Origin of the sequence: Geomonas terrae (assembly GCF_004791675.1) — a bacterium.
Classification (GTDB): domain Bacteria; phylum Desulfobacterota; class Desulfuromonadia; order Geobacterales; family Geobacteraceae; genus Geomonas; species Geomonas edaphica.
Map to the genome: position 1 here is coordinate 985533 of NZ_SRSC01000001.1, position 17308 is coordinate 1002840.

The window sequence follows — 17308 nt, forward strand, 5'->3', positions numbered from 1 at the left end:
GTGTCGAACTTAAACATAAACGCCAATTCTTGTCAAGGGCTTTTTACTGAGCCATTAGCTGCGTCAAGTTTTGCCTTGCCAACAAAGGGGACGGCATGTTAGTCTGACACGCTAAAAAAATTAACATAGGCTTAGACTGTTTAAAATCAGATAAGCCACTGAAATTACCTATCTTATTTCTTATCAACAGTTGTTGATAAAGCTGTTTAAAAACAGTGAAAAAAAAGGCCTCTCTCCATGGAAAACATTTGGCTGGAAGCCCAGGCAAATCTGAAACAAGTTCTAACGGAACAGACTTACACGACCTGGATCGAGCCGTTGAAGTTTCTCGGCGCCACAGCCGACACCGTAGTCATCGAAGTACCGAGCGTCTTCTTTCAGAAATGGGTTACCGAGAAGTACCTCTCCATGATCAAGGAAGTTCTCTCCGCGATCACCTCGAAGAACTACCACATAGAGTTCCACGTCGCCGACCCCCAGCCGGAGTCCGCCGAACCTAAGGTGGAAAAGGAACCGAAGGCAAAGGGGAAGGAAAAGGATAAAGAGAAGGAGCAGGACAAAGAAAGGGAAAAGGATAAAGAGCCGGTGAAGGACAAGAAGAACGATCTCGTCCCTAACCTCAACTCCAAGTACACCTTCGAATCCTTCGTCTCGGGGCCGAGCAACCAGTTCGCCTATGCCGCTTCACAGGCGGTGGCGAACAAGCCGGCCACGAACTACAACCCTCTCTTCATCTACGGCGGCGTGGGTCTGGGCAAGACGCACCTAGTGAATGCGATCGGGAATCAGATCCTGGCCAAGAACCCTAAGGCCAAGATCTGCTACTACTCGTCCGAGAAGTTCATGAACGAGATGATCAACTCGCTGCGTTACAAGAAGATGGACGAGTTCCGCAACAAGTTCAGGAAAATGGACCTGCTGCTCATCGACGACATCCAGTTCATGGCGGGAAAAGAAGCGACCCAGGAAGAGTTCTTCCACACCTTCAACGCGCTCTACGAGTCGCACAAGCAGATCGTGGTGACCTCGGACAAGTTCCCGAAGGACATCCCCGGTCTGGAAGAGCGCCTGAGATCGCGCTTCGAGTGGGGTCTCATCGCAGACATCCAGCCGCCGGGCGTGGAAACCAAGGTCGCCATTCTCAAGAAGAAGTCGGACATGCACGCGGTAAACCTCCCGGACGACGTGGCGCTCTTCCTCGCCGAAGGGGCGACGAGCAACATCCGCGAGCTTGAGGGGATGCTGATCCGCCTGGAGGCCTTCGCGAGCCTCACCGGCCAGGAGATCACCCTAGGCATGGCCAAAGAGGTGATGAAGGACATCATCGTCGAGAAGACCCGCGACATATCCGTTGAGATGATCCAGAAGACGGTGGCGGAACACTTCCGCATCAAGCTCTCGGAGCTCAAATCTGACAAACGCATCAAGACGCTCGTGGTGCCGCGCCAGATAGCCATATATATATGCCGGGAGCTCACCAAGGCGTCCTACCCGGAGATCGGCGAGAAGTTTGGCGGCAAGGATCACTCGACGATAATCCACTCGGTGAAGAAGATCGAGAAGCAGTTAGCGGCCGATGCGGACCTGAAAGCGACTGTGGAAGACATCAAGAAAAAGCTGTTCACTTAGTGGGGAAAACTGTGCATAACTCGGCGGGATAAAGCCGTGTCAAAAAAAGCTGTGCAGAAACTGGAAAAACGACTGAAGTTTTCCCGCACGATTTCCAGAGGCGAAAACGCAGCACTTTCAAAGGTTAAGCATGGTTGTCCACAGTATCAACAGGACACTATCTACTACTACGATCATTACTTATAAACATAATAATAAAAACAGAACCGGAGAGAAGACATGGAATTCAGAATCAGCAAAGAGATTTTTATGAAAGCCCTCCAGAGAATCCAGGGTATCGTAGAAAAGCGCAACACCATGCCCATTCTCTCCAATGCCCTGCTTGAGGTTCAGAACGACCAGCTCTTCATCACGGCCACTGACCTCGAGGTCGGCATGAAGAGCTCCTACCCGACCAAGGTCATCCGCGAAGGGAAGATCACCGTCTCGGCCAAGAAGCTTTACGAGATCGTCAAGGAGATGCCGGACGAAGAGATCCTCTTCACCACCAAGGACAACGACTGGGTAGAGATCACCTGCGGCAAGGCCCGCTTCAACATCGTCGGTCTCTCCTCCGAGGAATTCCCCTACTTCCCCAAGGTGAAGGAGGAGAGCTTCCTGATCTTCAAGAACGAGATCCTCGCGGACATGATCGAGAAGACCTCCTATGCCATCTGCTACGACGAGACGAAGTACAACCTGAACGGTGTCTTCATCAAGGCGTTCGAGGAGAACGGCGCCAATGTCCTCAAGATGGTCGCCACCGACGGCCACCGTCTTTCTGTTTCCCAGAAGGCGATCAACGGCAACATCACCGCCGAGCTCTCCAAGGGGGTCATCTTCCCGAAGAAGGGTATCTTCGAGTTGAAGAAGATGGTCGAAGAGGAAGACGGCGAGATCATGCTCGGCTTCATGGACAACAGCGCGGTGATCAAAAAGGGTAACACCGTAGTGGTGATGCGCCTCATCGACGGCGAGTTCCCGGACTACACCAAGGTCATCCCGATGAGCAACGACCGCATCGTGCAGATCAGCCGGGACAAGTTCCTCCATTCCCTGAAGAGGATGTCGATCCTCTCCAGCGAGAAGTTCAAAGGGGTGAAGATCGACGTGAGCCCCGAGCAGGTCATCATCTCCTCCAGCAACCCGGAGCTCGGCGAGGCGCGCGAGGAGATCGAGATCGATTACGAAGGCATCAACATCTCCGCCCGTTTCAACGCCAAGTACCTGATCGACGTCCTCTCCGTCATGGAGCAGCGCGAGGTTGAGCTGAAGCTGAAGGACGAGCTTTCCCCGGTGATCATGAAGGCGGTGGAGAGCGAGGAGTTCCTGGCGGTCATCATGCCGATGCGGCTGTAAAAGGGGTGAGAACTAGCCAGCCTGTGTTTTTAAGGCCCTGATGAAACTGATAAAACTCAAACTTGCTTCCTTCCGTAACCTGCAAAACTTGGAACTTGCTCCGGGCAAGAAGTTCAACGTTTTCTACGGCAACAACGGCCAGGGCAAGACCAACCTGCTGGAATCGATCTACCTCCTTGCGACGATGAAGTCTTTCAAGCAGGCGAAAAACGTCGAGCTGATCGCGTTCGGCTCGGAGTTTGCCCTGGTGAAGGGATCGGTCGAGCGGGACCGCGTCACACGCGAGATCGCGGTCCTTCTGGAGAAGCAGGGCAAAAAGGCGAAGATAGACAGCAAGCTCGCGACGCGTCTGGATGATTTCTTCGGCAACCTGAACGTGGTTCTCTTCACGCCGGAGGAGATCTCCATGGTGCGCGGGGGACCCGATTTGCGGCGCAGGTACCTGGACCGGGCGGTATTCACCTGCGATCTCAGTTACCTGTCCGCCTATCACGATTACTCGAAGATCCTTAAGAACCGAAACGCCCTCCTGAAGATCGGCGAGAGTTCCGGGATCGAAGTCTGGACCGAGCAGCTGATCCAGGCGGCGCAGCTCGTGATCGAGAGAAGAAAGGCGTACCTCTGCGAGATAGGAAAGCTGTTGCAGGGGTTCTACAGCGAGATTTCCGGCAACGACGAGACGGTGCAGATCGAGTACCGGCTGCACGGGGTGAACGAGGAAGCCTTCCTTCGCGATCCTGTGGCGGCGCTCGCCGATGCCCTGAAGGCACACGCGGCGGAGGAAAGGCGGCGCATGACCACCGCGATCGGACCGCACCGCGACGACCTCTACTTCGGCTTGAACGGTCGCTCGGCACGTCACTTCGCCTCGCAGGGACAGCAGCGCTCCTTCGTACTGGCCCTGAAGATGGCGGAGATCGAGTACATAACGAGATGTTTCGAGGCGCCTCCGGTACTCCTTCTGGACGACATGACGAGCGAGCTCGACCGGGAACGCAACAGGAACCTGATGGATTTCCTGAAGAAAAGGGAAATGCAGGTCTTCATCACCACGACGTCGCTTGCCAACGTGGCGATCGATGAGATGGAAGAGAACAGGACCTTCCGGATCAAGGAAGGAAGCATTTCGCAGTAGCTGTCCAAAAAGCATCCCCCTCCCTGCCCTCCCACTCCGGGCTACGCCCACCATAGGGCTTCGGTCCGCAGGCGGGGGGAGGAATTGGTTAACTGAAATTTCTTGAAAGAGGTAACGATGAGCTCAGAAGAACAAAGCGATTACGGGGCGGATAAGATCCAGATTCTCGAAGGACTGGAAGCGGTAAGAAAGCGTCCGGCCATGTACATCGGTTCCACCGCTGCTCAGGGTCTGCACCACCTGGTTTACGAACTGGTGGACAACGCCATCGACGAGGCGCTCGCCGGCTACTGCGATGCCGTGCAGGTCACCATCCATCTGGACGGGTCGGTTACCGTCGAGGACAACGGCCGCGGCATCCCGACCGACATGCACCCGACCGAGGGAAGGAGTGCAGCGGAGGTCGTCCTCACCGTGCTCCACGCCGGCGGCAAGTTCGACAACACCTCCTACAAGGTTTCCGGCGGTCTGCACGGCGTGGGTAGCTCCGTCGTCAACGCGCTTTCGACCAAGCTCGAGCTGGAGATCCGCAGAAACGGTCAGCTCTTCACCCAGAGCTACCGTAGGGGCGTGCCCCAGGCGCCGCTCGCCGTCACCGGCGAGACCAAGAGGCGCGGCACCAAGATCACCTTCCTCCCCGACGGCGAGATCTTCGAGACTACCGATTTCTCCTTCGATGTCCTCTCCAAGAGGCTCAGGGAGCTCGCCTTCCTGAACGCCGGCGTGCGCATCAAGATCCACGACGAGCGTACCGAGAAGGACCACGACTTCTTCTACGAGGGGGGCATCAGGAGCTTCGTCGAGTACCTGAACAAGAACAAGAACCTGGTCAACCCGGAGCCGATCTACATCAAGGGTGAGAGAAGCGGCGTCGATATCGAGATCGCCATGCAGTACAACGACTCGTATGACGAGAAGATCTTCTCCTTCGCCAACAACATCAACACCCACGAGGGTGGGACGCACCTGATCGGCTTCAAGGCGTCGCTCACTCGCACCATGAACAACTACGCGACCGCCAACAACCTGTTGAAGAACGTGAAGGTGGCGATCTCCGGGGACGACCTCAGGGAGGGACTCACCGCCGTCATCTCGGTCAAGATATCTCAGCCGCAGTTCGAGGGGCAGACGAAGACCAAGCTCGGCAACTCCGAGGTGAAGGGGTACGTCGAGACCATGATGAACGAAAAGCTCGCGATGTACCTGGAAGAGAACCCGGCGATGGCGAGAAAGATCCTGGAGAAATCGATCGACGCGGCGCGTGCCCGCGAGGCGGCCAGGAAGGCGCGTGAACTGACCCGCAGGAAGGGGGCGCTAGAAGTGGGGACGCTTCCGGGCAAACTCGCCGACTGCCAGGAGAAGGACCCGGCGCTTTGCGAACTGTTCCTCGTCGAGGGCGACTCCGCAGGGGGCTCCGCGAAGCAGGGGCGCGACCGCAAGTACCAGGCGATCCTTCCCCTCAAGGGTAAGATCCTCAACGTCGAGAAGGCGCGCTTCGACAAGATGCTCGCCTCCCAGGAGATCAGGACGCTGATCTCGGCCCTTGGCACCTCGATCGGCAAGGAAGACTTCGATATCGCGAAGCTTCGCTACCACCGCATCATCGTCATGACGGATGCGGACGTCGACGGCTCGCACATCCTGACGCTTCTGCTCACCTTCTTCTTCCGCCAGATGATGGAACTGATCGAGCGCGGCTACCTCTACATCGCCCAGCCGCCGCTGTACAAGATCAAGCGCGGCAGGAAGGAACAGTACCTGAAGAACGAGGCCGCGCTCCAGGCCTACCTCCTCGAGGAAGGGACCGAGGATATGACCCTGAAGCTCGGCTCGGGGACCGACGAGCGCGTCTACCGCGGCAAGCAGATCATCCCCATCCTGACCCAGCTCATCGACTTCAACGACCTGTTGGACAAGGTGGTCAAGAAGGGGATCAACGACCAGCTCTTGCGCGTGTTCCTCAAATCCGGCGTGAAGCAGGGGCTGGAGGAAATGGCGGACCTCGCGGCACTGCTGCCGAAGATGAAGGAGGCCTGCCCCGAGACTGACGCCCAGATCTACACGGACAGCATGCTGTTCGCCTTCGGGAACCTGCGCGTGAAGATCGACCAGCAGATTTTCGAGGTGCTCGAATCCTACGAGTACGGCATGCTGCTGGAGAACTACAAGAGGGTGCGCTCCCTCATGGGAGCGGGCCCCGCCGTCATCATGGGACCGGAAGACAAGGTCATCTTCGAGAGCGAGAGCCAGGGCGAGATCCTTGCCTGGTTCATGGAGAGCGCGAAGAAAGGGCTCTACATCCAGCGCTACAAAGGCCTGGGCGAGATGAACCCGGAGCAGCTCTGGGAGACCACCATGCACCAGGAGAACAGGGTGCTCCTGCAGGTGAAGATCGAGGACGCGGTCGCCGCCGAGGAGATCTTCACCGTGCTCATGGGCGACCAGGTCGAGCCGCGCCGCGACTTCATCGAGCAGAACGCGCTCAACGTCTCCAACCTCGACGTTTAAAGAAAAAAAATTTCCCCTCCCGCCGGGAGGGATAGCGTTTTGCATATATTCTCTGCAAATCAATTGTGATGGCATATTTCGGGGCATTTCACCCAAATCTGCCGCCTTTTGACCGGAAAGGGTTTTCTAAATGCTGAATCAACTGAACAAGGTATCGGTAAACATCGAAGACGAGATGAAGCGCTCCTACATGGACTACGCCATGTCGGTCATCGTCGGCCGCGCGCTTCCTGACGTACGCGACGGACTTAAGCCGGTGCACAGGCGCTGCCTCTACGCCATGTACGACATGTCCAACGACTGGAACAAGCCGTACAAGAAATCGGCCCGCGTCGTCGGCGACGTCATCGGTAAGTACCACCCCCACGGCGACACCGCCGTCTACGACACCCTGGTCAGGATGGCCCAGGACTTCTCGCTCAGGTACCCGCTGGTCGACGGCCAGGGGAACTTCGGCTCCATCGACGGCGACTCCCCGGCGGCTATGCGTTACACCGAGATCAGGATGGAGCAGCTCGCCCACGAGCTTCTGAACGACCTGGACAAGGAAACGGTCGCTTTCGGGCCGAACTACGACGACTCCTTGAAGGAGCCGCTCGTCCTTCCGTCCAAGTTCCCGAACCTCCTGGTGAACGGCTCCGCAGGCATCGCGGTCGGCATGGCGACCAACATCCCGCCGCACAACCTCTCCGAGGTGATCGACGCGATCGTCGCCATCATCGACAACCCGCAGCTCACCTTTGAGGAGCTGGTGGAACTGGTACCCGGCCCGGACTTCCCGACCGGCGGTTTCATCTATGGCCGCGAAGGGATCATGAAGGCCTACTCGACCGGGCGCGGCATCATCCAGATGCGCGCCAAGGTACAGATCGAGACCCAGAAGAAGACCGAGCGCCAGTCCATCGTGGTCACCGAGATCCCGTACCAGGTGAACAAGGCGAGGCTGGTAGAGAAGATCGCCGAGCTGGTCAAGGAGAAGAAGATCGAGGGAATCTCGGACCTCAGGGACGAGAGCGACCGCGAGGGTATGCGCGTCGTCATCGAGCTCAAGAAGGACGAGAACCCGACCATCATCCTGAACCACCTGTACAAGCAGACCCAGATGCAGTCCTCCTTCGGCATCATCATGCTGGCCATCGTGCACAACCGGCCGCGCGTCCTGACGCTCAGGGAGACCATCGACTTCTTCATCGAGCACAGAAAAGAGATCGTCACCCGCCGTACCATCTTCGATCTGAAGAAGGCCGAGGCGAGGGCCCACATCTTGGAAGGCCTGAAGATCGCCCTCGACAACCTGGACGAGGTGATCGCCCTCATCAAGGCGAGCGCGTCGCCGGCCGAGGCGAAGGTCGGCCTCATGGAGAAGTTCGGCCTCTCCGACCTGCAGGCCCAGGCCATCCTAGACATGAGGCTGCACCGCCTGACCGGTCTCGAGCGCGAGAAGATCCTCGAGGAACTGCGCGAGATCCTGAAGTACATCGCCCGCCTGAAGGAAATCCTCGCTTCCGAGGCCGAGATCCTGAAGATCATCGTGGGCGAGTTGCTCGAGCTCAAGGACAAGTTCGGCGATAAGCGCAGAAGCGAGATCGTCATGCAGACCGCCGACATCTCGCTCGAGGACACCATCGTCGAGGAAGACATGGTTGTCACCATCTCCCACACCGGCTACATCAAGCGTAACGCCGTCACCCTCTACCGCGCGCAGCGCCGCGGCGGCAAAGGGAAGACCGGGATGAAGACCAAAGAGGAGGATTTCGTGGAGCAGCTGTTCATCGCCTCCACCAAGGACTACCTCATGTTCTTCACCGATGCCGGCAAGGTGTACTGGCTCAAGGTGTACGAGATCCCGGAGGCGGGTCGCGCCGCGCGCGGCAAGGCGATCGTGAACCTTCTGAACCTTGCCAACAACGAGAAGATCACCACCATCCTCCCGGTGAAGGAGTTCGTGGACGACAAGTTCATCATGATGGCGACCAGAAACGGCGTCGTGAAGAAGACGAACCTGATGGAGTACTCGCACCCGAGGGTGGGGGGCATCATCGCCGTCAACCTTGACGAGGGGGACAAGCTCATCTCGGTGGCGCTCACCGACGGCAAGCAGGACGTGCTCTTAGCCACCGCCACCGGCAAGGCGATCCGCTTCAAGGAAGACGACGTCCGCACCGTGGGTCGTGTCTCCCGCGGCGTGCGCGGCATGACGCTGGAGGATGACGACGTCGTGATCGGCATGGAGATCCTGAACGAGAACTTCACCGACTCCACGATCTTCACCGTCACCGAGAACGGCTACGGCAAGCGCACCGAGATCAGCGAGTACCGTACCCAGACCCGCGGCGGCAAGGGTGTCATCACCATCAAGACCACCGAGAGAAACGGCCAGGTGGTCGACATCAAGCAGGTGGTGGACGACAACGACCTTATGCTGATCACCGACCAGGGCAAGATCCTGCGCGTGTCGGTGGCGGGCTTCTCCATCATCGGCAGGAACACCCAGGGGGTGCGCCTCATGGTGAAAGAAGAGAACGAGCGCGTGGTAGCCGTGGCGCGTCTCGCCGAGAAAGAAGACCAGGACGAGAACGAGGACGACTCCGAGCTCGACGATATCGTGGAACTGGAGTCGGAGGGTGGTGAAGGGGAGGAGTAAGCACCTCCCTCACCCCGACCCTCTCCCAAGGGGAGAGGGAGAACAACCAGAAGCACAGACAGTAACCAGCAGCAGCCGGACATGCAATTTTTGCCCTCCTTTGGAGGGGTGCCATGCAGTGACAAAAGGTAGGCCCATGCAACAGAGCGAGAAGGTGGATAACTCCCTGAAGGAGCGCCGCGACATTCTGGATCTTCTGGGGCGGCTCAAAGGGGAAGGCATCTCCATAGAGGAGATGGAACAGATCGGACGCAGGTTCCAGGAGGCAGGGAAAAGGGCGCTGCGCCCGCTCGTGCGCGAACTCTGGCGCGAAAATTCCGGCGAACTGATCGCTAAGTACGCCTACATCCTGGACTTCTTCGACTCGGAGCACTGGCTGGACCAGCTGATCCAGATCGCCCTGAAGCGCCAGGATCTCGCGGCGGACGGCAAGGCGGCCCTCATGATCGCCTTGGAAGGGTACGGCGTGGACGTCGGTTCGGCACCCTTCAGCGACGGGAAATCCGGTCCCGGTGCAAGCTCTCTGGGGCAGCAGGTGCAGGGAGCGATGCAACTCGGCGAGGAGGGGATGGTTACCTTCCTTGACGATTTCCTCTCGCACCCTCCCGAGGTGCAGCAGATCGTCATCCGCGAACTGTACCGCTCCGGGGACCCCCACGCACCGCTCATGCTCCAGGCGATGCTCTGGCACCCGGAGCTTGAAGTGGTGCATGCCGCACTGCAGGCGCTCGGCCGGATCAGGGACCCGCAGGCCGCAGGCGTGCTGCAGGACTTCATCGCACAATGCGACCAGGACCTCCTACCCGTTGCCGACAAGGCGCTGCGCCGCCTGCGTTTCCTGGGCGTTGCGGTACCGCCTCCGCGCGAATACCTCCCCTTCCATGCCGGTTACGCCACTCCGCCGGACGGCGACGGCTACCGTTCCCTGCTCCTGTCACGCTGGGCGGGTGCTGACACGGTGAGCGTCCTTTACATGCAGGTACACGAACGTCGCGGGGTACTGGCGGCGTGGGGCGCCGGGGAACTGACGGTCGAGAATTTTCTCGCCGAGGTGGAGGGTTTCCGCTTGCAGGACGACCTGATCGAGGTCGCTCCCGAATACCTCATCGACCTGATTCGCGACGCCCTGCACTGGAGCCGCGATCTCTGCTACCTTCCCGCCGACTTCTACATGAGGCGCGGCATCTTCGCCGGCGTCGACCTCTCCCCTGCCCCGCTGGCCGAGCGGCTGACCGGGCTTCCAGCGCCGCGTGCCCTTAGCTTTCAGGAGGGAGAAAGGCTGGCCCAGCGCCTGTTCGAGGATCCCTTCTTTTCGGGGTGGTACATGGCGGCCCAGCGCGTCTACGACTTCGCCGAGGATTACCGGAAAGGGAAGGATTGCGAGCAGGTCCTGGAGCACTTCTGCGCCGAACTGATCACGCCGGAGCTGGAACTGATCCGGGAACGCCTCCTTATCAGCGCGGACCTCATGCTGCATTGCGGCAGGGACTTAACCGAGGTTGCCAAAGTAGTGGGTCTCGCGGACAGTATGGTCGACAACCCGCTGCCGGCATACCTGCACCCTTTCCTGCGCCGCTTCGCCCTCGAAAGCATGGAGATCGCGCGCGAGTCCCTCGAGCGGGGCGACGAGTTGCCGCTCAGGGCGGTCGAGTAGACCCCGGAGCGCCGCTCACAACGGTAACTTCTCGTAAAATCACTTCCCCCTCCTTGACGGGAGGGGGAATTTTCATTATATCTGCTACGGTAAATGTCCTCATGAAGGGCTACGGATACAACGAGAGGGCTTGAAGACATGCTGGAAAAAATCGCCGTCATAGGAGCGGGAAGCTGGGGCACCACCCTTGCCGACCTCTTGGCCAAGAAGGGACACCAGGTAACCCTGTGGGCGTACGAGCCGGAGCTGGTGCAGACCATGCGCGACACCCGGGAGAACAACCTCTTTCTCCCAGGCATCACGCTCGATGAAAAGCTCGCCTACACCAACGACCTCGTGGAGGCCTACCGCGAATGCACCATGGTGCTTAGCGTGGTGCCGTCGCAACTGGTGCGCCGGGTGATGGGGCGGTCCGTTCCCTTTATCCCGAGCGATGCGGTGATCGTCTCCGCTTCCAAGGGGATCGAGGTCGACACCCTCGCCACCGTTTCCGAGATCTACCGGGATATCCTCCCCGAAGCGATGTACCAAAGGTTCGCGGCGCTCTCCGGTCCGAGCTTCGCCCGCGAGGTCGCGCAGGAGATGCCGACCGCGGTTACCGCTGCCGCGGCATCCGAAGAGATCGCCCGCCGTGTGCAGGAGGCCTTCACTACCAACTTCTTCCGGGTCTACCGCAACAGCGACGTGGTCGGGGTTGAGCTTGGCGGGGCGATCAAGAACGTCATCGCCATTGCCGCAGGTATCTCCGACGGTCTGGGCTTCGGCAGCAACACGCGCGCCGCCCTGATCACCCGCGGCCTTGCCGAGATGACGCGTCTGGGCGTCGTCATGGGGGCGCAACCCGCCACCTTCGCTGGGCTTGCCGGCATGGGCGACCTCGTGCTCACCTGCACCGGCGATCTCTCCCGAAACCGCAGTGTCGGCATCCAGATAGGCCAGGGGCGCCGCCTCGAGGAGATCCTCGGCGAGATGCGCATGGTGGCCGAAGGGGTGAAGACCACGGAATCCGCCTACAACCTGGCGAAGAAGCTCGGGGTAGAGATGCCGATCATCGAGCAGATGTACCAGATGCTCTACCAGGACAAGCCGGCCCGCGAAGCGGTTCTTGAGCTCATGACCAGGAACCTGAAGGCCGAAGGAGCTTAGCCACAGATCAAGATCGAGCCCCGGATCGGGACGGTTTTCCGCCGCGACCCGGGGCTTGGTCCGCCTTTTAAGGATGGGTTGATGCAACCACGCTTTGGCATAAGATCCAAACTGCTCCTCTCCATCCTCGCCATCCTGCTCATCTCGTATTCCACCCTGATCTACTCCACCATGACGACCATGAGCGCCTCGCTGCGCTCGGAAATCGACCGCAATCTCGAGACCTACCTCACCTACGCTCGCAGCCAGCTTTCCGACCGCGCGAAGATCGTCAAGTATTCCCTGCTGCAGCCGGCTACTTCCAGGACCGTTCACGAACACATGAAGGACCGGGACCGCGCGTGGCTGACGGACCGGTTGCGGGGGGTGCACAAGGTGCTCCCCTACCTCGAATTCCTCGTGCTCCTCGACGCGGACAAGCGTGTGATTGCGAGCCTTAAGGATGACCAGCCTGACGAGAGACTGGAAGTGCCGGGGGTGGTGGAACAGGCCCTCGTCGGCAAACGCGTCGTCATCTCCACCGAGATCCTGTCGGGGGCGCTCTTGTGCAGGACGGGGGTGGAGCGTTACTGCGACCGGGGCGGGGAAAGCGAGGCGTTCGTCACGACGGTGGCGGTTCCGGTCCTTGCCGAAGACGGCCGGGTGCTTGGGTGCATGGTGGCCGGGGAGGTGCTGAACGACCGCCCTACCCTCCCCGACGAGCTTCAGGAAGTGTCGGGCCGCGACGTGGAGATTACCATCACCCAGCGCGACCTGCGCATCGCGAGCAGCCTCCCGAGCACCCTGCGCGATTCTTCCACGCTGGAGCCGGAGGTCATCGACGTGCTGGAACGCGGAGAGGTGTACCGCGGCGAGGCCATGATCGGCGCCAGGTCGTTCGAAACCGTCATCGATCCCATCCTGAACAGCCGCGGGGAGTTCGTCGGTTCGCTCTCCGTTGCGGTCGCCACGGAAAGGTTCAAGCAGAACAGGAGGCAGAACCTCGAGAACATCCTCGCCGCCGCCGCGGTCGGGATACTCTGCTCCTTCGGCCTTGCCTTCCTCGCCTCCCGTCACCTGACCCGCCCGCTAAGGGAGCTCGCCTCCAGCGCGAGCAGGATCGAGGAAGGGGATTTCGACCAGCGGGTCGAAGGGGACCAGGACGACGAGGTCGGCATGCTGGCCTCCTCCTTCAACCAGATGGTGCAGGCCCTCAAGGAGCGCGACGCCATCATCAACAGGAAGACCTCGGATCTCCAGGAGTTGAACGAGCAACTGGAGCGGATGGTCGACGAGAGAACCTCCGCCCTCGCCATGGAGATGGGGCGGCTCGAGGCGGTGCTCACGAGCCTTGCCGAAGGGGTCGTGGTGACGGACCTCGACAACAAGGTGGTTCTCTTCAACCCGGCGGCCCAGCAGCTTTTCGAGATGGTGCCGCACAGGGTGGTAGGAAAGCCGATCGAGCAGGTCTGCGAACTGGTGGGCTTCACCCCCCTTCTCGCGCGCATCAGGGAGTTCACCCAGGCGGGAGCCGGAGGGTGCAGGGAAGAGCTGACCGTAAAGGGGAAAAGGCTCCACGTCTACCTCTCCTCGCTCACCGACGAGAAGGGTAACTTCGCGGGTATCGTCTTTTCCATACGCGACGTCACCGTGGAACAGCAGGTGGACAAGATGAAGACCGAGTTCATCTCCACGGTGTCCCACGAGCTGAAGACACCGCTCACCTCGATCAAGGGATCGCTGCAGCTCCTTTTGACCCGCAGCAAGTGGCTCACCGACACCGAGAGGCAGCTCCTAACCGTCTGCTTCCGCAACACCCAGCGCCTGATCCGGCTCATCGGCGAGATCCTCGACATCTCCGGCATCGAGTCCGGCGGCATGGTTTTCAAGTTCAAGCCGGTGTCGATCGGGGAGCTCACCGTTTACGCCGTCGAGGAGATCAAGTCCTACGCCATGGGGCGCGACATCACCATCGTCAACACGGTCGGGGAGCACCTCCCCATGGTGTACGGCGACAGCGACCGCCTGATCCAGGTGCTCACGAACCTCCTCTCCAACGCGGTGAAGTTCTCGCCGGAGGGAAAGGTGGTCATGATCAGCGCCGAGCAGGAAGGAAACTACGTGGTGGTCTCGGTCGCGGACAAGGGGCGCGTCATCCAGTGGTCGGATCGCGACAGGCTTTTCAAGAAATTCCAGCAGATAGAGTGCCAGGAACGCGGCAAGGTGGGTGGGACAGGGCTGGGGCTCGCCATCTGCAAGGAGATCGTCGAGCGCCACCACGGCAGGATCTTCTACACCGCGGCGCAGGAGCGCGGCAACACCTTCAGCTTCACCGTTCCAATCATAGGGGAGACCGATGGAAAAAAATAAGATACTGATCGTCGACGACGAGGCGGACATCGCCCTCATCCTCAAGCTGCAACTGGAGGATGCCGGGTTCGAGACGGTCCGCGCCCGCGACGGCGTGGAGGCCCTGGAGGCGGTCGCCGCGGAGCGGTTCGCCCTCATCATGCTCGACATCAAGATGCCGCGCATGGACGGCCTCGAGGTGCTGAGCCGGATAAGGACCGACGAGACGCCGGTGGTGATGATGACCGCCCACGGCAGCGAGGACATCGCGGTGGAGGCGATGAAAAACGGCGCCCTCGACTACATCTCCAAGCCCTTTTCCGCCGACGACATGCTGCAAAAGGTGGAGCGGGCCATAAGCATCGACAGGACCCGCAAGGAGAACGCGAGGCTGCAGCGCCAACTGGACGAGGAGCGCCTGAAAATGGCGGCGGTGCTGCAGGGGATGGCCGATCTCCTGCTGGCGGTCGACCTCGAAGGGCGCATCATCACGGCAAGCCGGGAGGCGGAACGCGTCCTGAGCGCGGAGGGGAGCATCGGCGGTAGACCGCTCGAGGAGGTGCTGCATGCGGAGGTGCCCGGCGGCGAGCTGCCGGCGCGGACCGTACTCAGAACCGGCGAGTCGTGCCTCGACGTCTCCTACACGTTGCACGTGGGAGGCCGCGCCGTTCCGGTACTTTCCTCGGCGGCGCCGCTTAGAAACGCCGAGGGTGATCTGGTGGGAAGCGTCGAGATCATCAGGGACATCTCCAAGCTGAAGGAACTGGAGCAGGAGAAGGAAGATTTCGTCAGCATGCTCTCCCACGACCTCAAGTCCCCTATTACGGCCGTGGTCGGTTCCATCGACCTCGTGCGGGAAGGAAAGCTCGGCACGGTGACCCCGGACCAGCGCGAGTACCTGAATGCCGCCATCGAGAGCTGCGAAGAGATGGTGGAGATGATCGACACCCTGCTCGGCATCCACAAGTTCGAAGCGGGCAAGATGAAGCTCACCTTCAGGGAGGAGGCGCCCGGTGCCCTCGTCGGCCGCAGCGTCGGCAAGTTCCAGACCGTCGCCGAGCGTGGCGGCATCCGGCTCTTCACCACCATCGTCCCGGATCTCCCGGCGGTTTCGGCGGACCGCTCCTCCTTCAACCGCATCATAGGAAACCTCCTCTCCAACGCGGTGAAGTTCACCCCCGAAGAGGGGGAAATCGAGGTTTCCGCCGATCTCGTGCGGGATCCCTCCTCCATCACCGGAGAAGTTCCCGAGGAGATCTACGCGGACGATCAGCTCCCGAAAGAGGGGGACTTCGTCAGGATCCGCGTGCGCGACAGCGGCGTCGGCATCCCGGAGGAGGCCATCGGCTCCATCTTCGACCGTTTCGTGCAGGCAAGAAACCGGCGCCAGGGAAAGACCCGCGGCACCGGCCTCGGCCTCGCCTTATGCCGCAAGGCTGTGGACGCCCACGGCGGCTACATCTGGGCCGAGAGCGAAGCCGGAAAGGGGAGCGTCTTCACCATCCTGCTTCCGGCGCTTCCCGAGGAGCCTGAAGAATAGGGTTAATTAGCCACGCATCCCCCAAAGCCCCATAGGGTTTTTCGAAGGTACTTTTAATTATTCTATTTTTTGTTTTGTGATTTGTAGTAAAGTATGTCCTCGTCCGAGAGGGGGTACCTTCTCATGGGAAAACCCGGCACTATGCAGATGATCCTGGGAGTATAGGGGGATAAGTGGCGCTGCGAGAAAGCGACGCGGGTTACCGCGAGTTGTTCGAGGAAAATCCCGAGCCGATGTGGGTATGCCGTCGGGAGGACGGCCGGATCCTTGCGGTGAACGAGGCGGCGCTCCGCCTGTACGGCTACGCGCGCAGCGAGTTCCTTGCCCTGGGGCTGTCGGGGCTGTCCGTCGATCCTTGTTCCGCCCCGGCCGGCGAGGGGGCTCTTGAGCGTACCTGCAGGCAGCGTCATCGGGACGGGAGGGAGCTGGAGCTGAAGCTCACCTGGCGCCCCTTGTGGTTTCAGGGGGAGCCGGCGCACCTGGTGCTTGCACGCAGCAATCCCGCCGTTTCCCCCGGCGAGGAGTCGCTGCGTCGGCAGTTGGAGGAGAGGCTCGTGCAACTGGAGGCGGCCCACCGGGAGATGGAGGCGTTCAGCTATTCCATCTCGCACGACTTGAGGGCACCGCTAAGGCACATAGACGGCTTCAGCCGCGCCGTTTTAGACGACTTCGGCGCTACGCTGGGAGATCAGGGGCGGGAGTACCTGACCCGCATCTGCCAGGCCACGGGAAAGATGGCGCAGCTCATCGACGCCATCCTGCAGTTTGTCCGGGTGGGGAGGTGCGAACTGATCCGCCAGCCCATCGACCTGAGCGTGAAAGCCCAGGTGATCTCCCTCGAACTCAGGCACAACGATCCGGCGCGGCAGGTGGAGTTCGATATTCCGGAGGGGATCAAGGGTGAGGCGGACCCGAAACTCGCGAGGCAGCTCCTCGAGGTGCTGATCGGCAACGCCTGGAAGTTCAGCTCGAAGGTGAGCTCGGCGCGCATCCGGCTCGGGGGCAAGGAGGAGAACGGAGAGACGGTCTACTTCGTTGCCGACAACGGCGCCGGCTTCGACATGGCGTACGCGGGCAAACTCTTCACCCTGTTCAACAGGCTGCACCGCACCGACGAATTCGAGGGGAGCGGTGTCGGGTTGGCCATCGCGCATCGCATCGTGACACGCCACGGCGGCAGGATCTGGGCGGAGAGCACGCCCGGCAAGGGCACTACCATCTTCTTCACCCTGGCGCCGAGAGGAAATTGACGACGGATGCTAACAGTGACGCGGGTGATTGACAAATGACGATTGACAATTGACAATGGAAAGCCCGGCACTGAAACGAACAGCTTTTATTGGCGGTACGAAGGCGGGAATGGAGTCATGGTGATGGGGCAAGTGA

The 17308-nt window shown here is 60.2% G+C and carries 10 protein-coding genes; all 10 read left to right on the top strand.

The window, feature by feature from the left end; translation table 11 throughout:
• Positions 1-237: 237 nt before the first annotated feature.
• The 10 genes from dnaA to E4633_RS04185 all read left to right on the top strand — a co-directional run bounded on the left by dnaA (position 238) and on the right by E4633_RS04185 (position 17172).
• Positions 238-1629 carry a chromosomal replication initiator protein DnaA gene (gene dnaA, locus E4633_RS04140; RefSeq protein ID WP_135868986.1) on the top strand — a complete coding sequence of 464 codons (1392 nt, stop codon included), beginning with the start codon at positions 238-240 and terminating at the stop codon, positions 1627-1629.
• A gap of 219 nt (positions 1630-1848) precedes the next feature.
• Positions 1849-2967 (top strand): DNA polymerase III subunit beta, encoded by a 1119-nt coding sequence (dnaN, locus tag E4633_RS04145; protein WP_135868987.1) that lies wholly within the window; start codon positions 1849-1851, stop codon positions 2965-2967.
• 40 nt (positions 2968-3007) lie between these two features.
• Positions 3008-4102: a DNA replication/repair protein RecF gene (gene recF, locus E4633_RS04150; RefSeq protein ID WP_135868988.1), complete on the top strand. Its 1095-nt coding sequence runs from the start codon at positions 3008-3010 to the stop codon at positions 4100-4102.
• Positions 4103-4219: 117 nt separating this feature from the next.
• Positions 4220-6610, top strand: a complete 2391-nt coding sequence (gyrB, locus tag E4633_RS04155) for a DNA topoisomerase (ATP-hydrolyzing) subunit B (protein ID WP_135868989.1) — start codon at positions 4220-4222, stop codon at positions 6608-6610.
• Between the two features lie 130 nt (positions 6611-6740).
• Entirely contained in the window at positions 6741-9254 is a 2514-nt protein-coding gene (gyrA, locus tag E4633_RS04160) for a DNA gyrase subunit A (protein ID WP_135868990.1), read from the top strand.
• 136 nt (positions 9255-9390) lie between these two features.
• Positions 9391-10908 (top strand): HEAT repeat domain-containing protein, encoded by a 1518-nt coding sequence (locus tag E4633_RS04165; protein ID WP_135868991.1) that lies wholly within the window; start codon positions 9391-9393, stop codon positions 10906-10908.
• A 138-nt stretch (positions 10909-11046) separates the two neighbouring features.
• The gene (locus E4633_RS04170; RefSeq protein ID WP_135868992.1) at positions 11047-12054 is read left to right on the top strand and encodes an NAD(P)H-dependent glycerol-3-phosphate dehydrogenase; all 1008 of its coding nucleotides are present in this window, start codon (positions 11047-11049) and stop codon (positions 12052-12054) included.
• Positions 12055-12135: 81 nt separating this feature from the next.
• A complete protein-coding gene (locus tag E4633_RS04175) occupies positions 12136-14403 on the top strand; it encodes an ATP-binding protein (protein WP_135868993.1) in 2268 nt (755 codons plus the stop codon).
• Complete coding sequence (locus E4633_RS04180) at positions 14390-15922, top strand: ATP-binding response regulator (RefSeq protein WP_135868994.1); 1533 nt, start codon at positions 14390-14392, stop codon at positions 15920-15922. Before E4633_RS04175 ends, E4633_RS04180 begins: the two co-directional genes overlap by 14 nt.
• A gap of 173 nt (positions 15923-16095) precedes the next feature.
• Positions 16096-17172, top strand: a complete 1077-nt coding sequence (locus E4633_RS04185) for a PAS domain-containing sensor histidine kinase (protein ID WP_135868995.1) — start codon at positions 16096-16098, stop codon at positions 17170-17172.
• Positions 17173-17308: the final 136 nt, after the last annotated feature.

What these genes read in the sequence shown, in the direction of transcription:
- dnaA (WP_135868986.1), top strand. Translation starts at nt 238, where the DNA reads ATGGAAAACATTTGGCTGGAAGCCCAGGCAAATCTGAAACAAGTTCTA.
- dnaN (WP_135868987.1), top strand. Translation starts at nt 1,849, where the DNA reads ATGGAATTCAGAATCAGCAAAGAGATTTTTATGAAAGCCCTCCAGAGA.
- recF (WP_135868988.1), top strand. Translation starts at nt 3,008, where the DNA reads ATGAAACTGATAAAACTCAAACTTGCTTCCTTCCGTAACCTGCAAAAC.
- gyrB (WP_135868989.1), top strand. Translation starts at nt 4,220, where the DNA reads ATGAGCTCAGAAGAACAAAGCGATTACGGGGCGGATAAGATCCAGATT.
- gyrA (WP_135868990.1), top strand. Translation starts at nt 6,741, where the DNA reads ATGCTGAATCAACTGAACAAGGTATCGGTAAACATCGAAGACGAGATG.
- E4633_RS04165 (WP_135868991.1), top strand. Translation starts at nt 9,391, where the DNA reads ATGCAACAGAGCGAGAAGGTGGATAACTCCCTGAAGGAGCGCCGCGAC.
- E4633_RS04170 (WP_135868992.1), top strand. Translation starts at nt 11,047, where the DNA reads ATGCTGGAAAAAATCGCCGTCATAGGAGCGGGAAGCTGGGGCACCACC.
- E4633_RS04175 (WP_135868993.1), top strand. Translation starts at nt 12,136, where the DNA reads ATGCAACCACGCTTTGGCATAAGATCCAAACTGCTCCTCTCCATCCTC.
- E4633_RS04180 (WP_135868994.1), top strand. Translation starts at nt 14,390, where the DNA reads ATGGAAAAAAATAAGATACTGATCGTCGACGACGAGGCGGACATCGCC.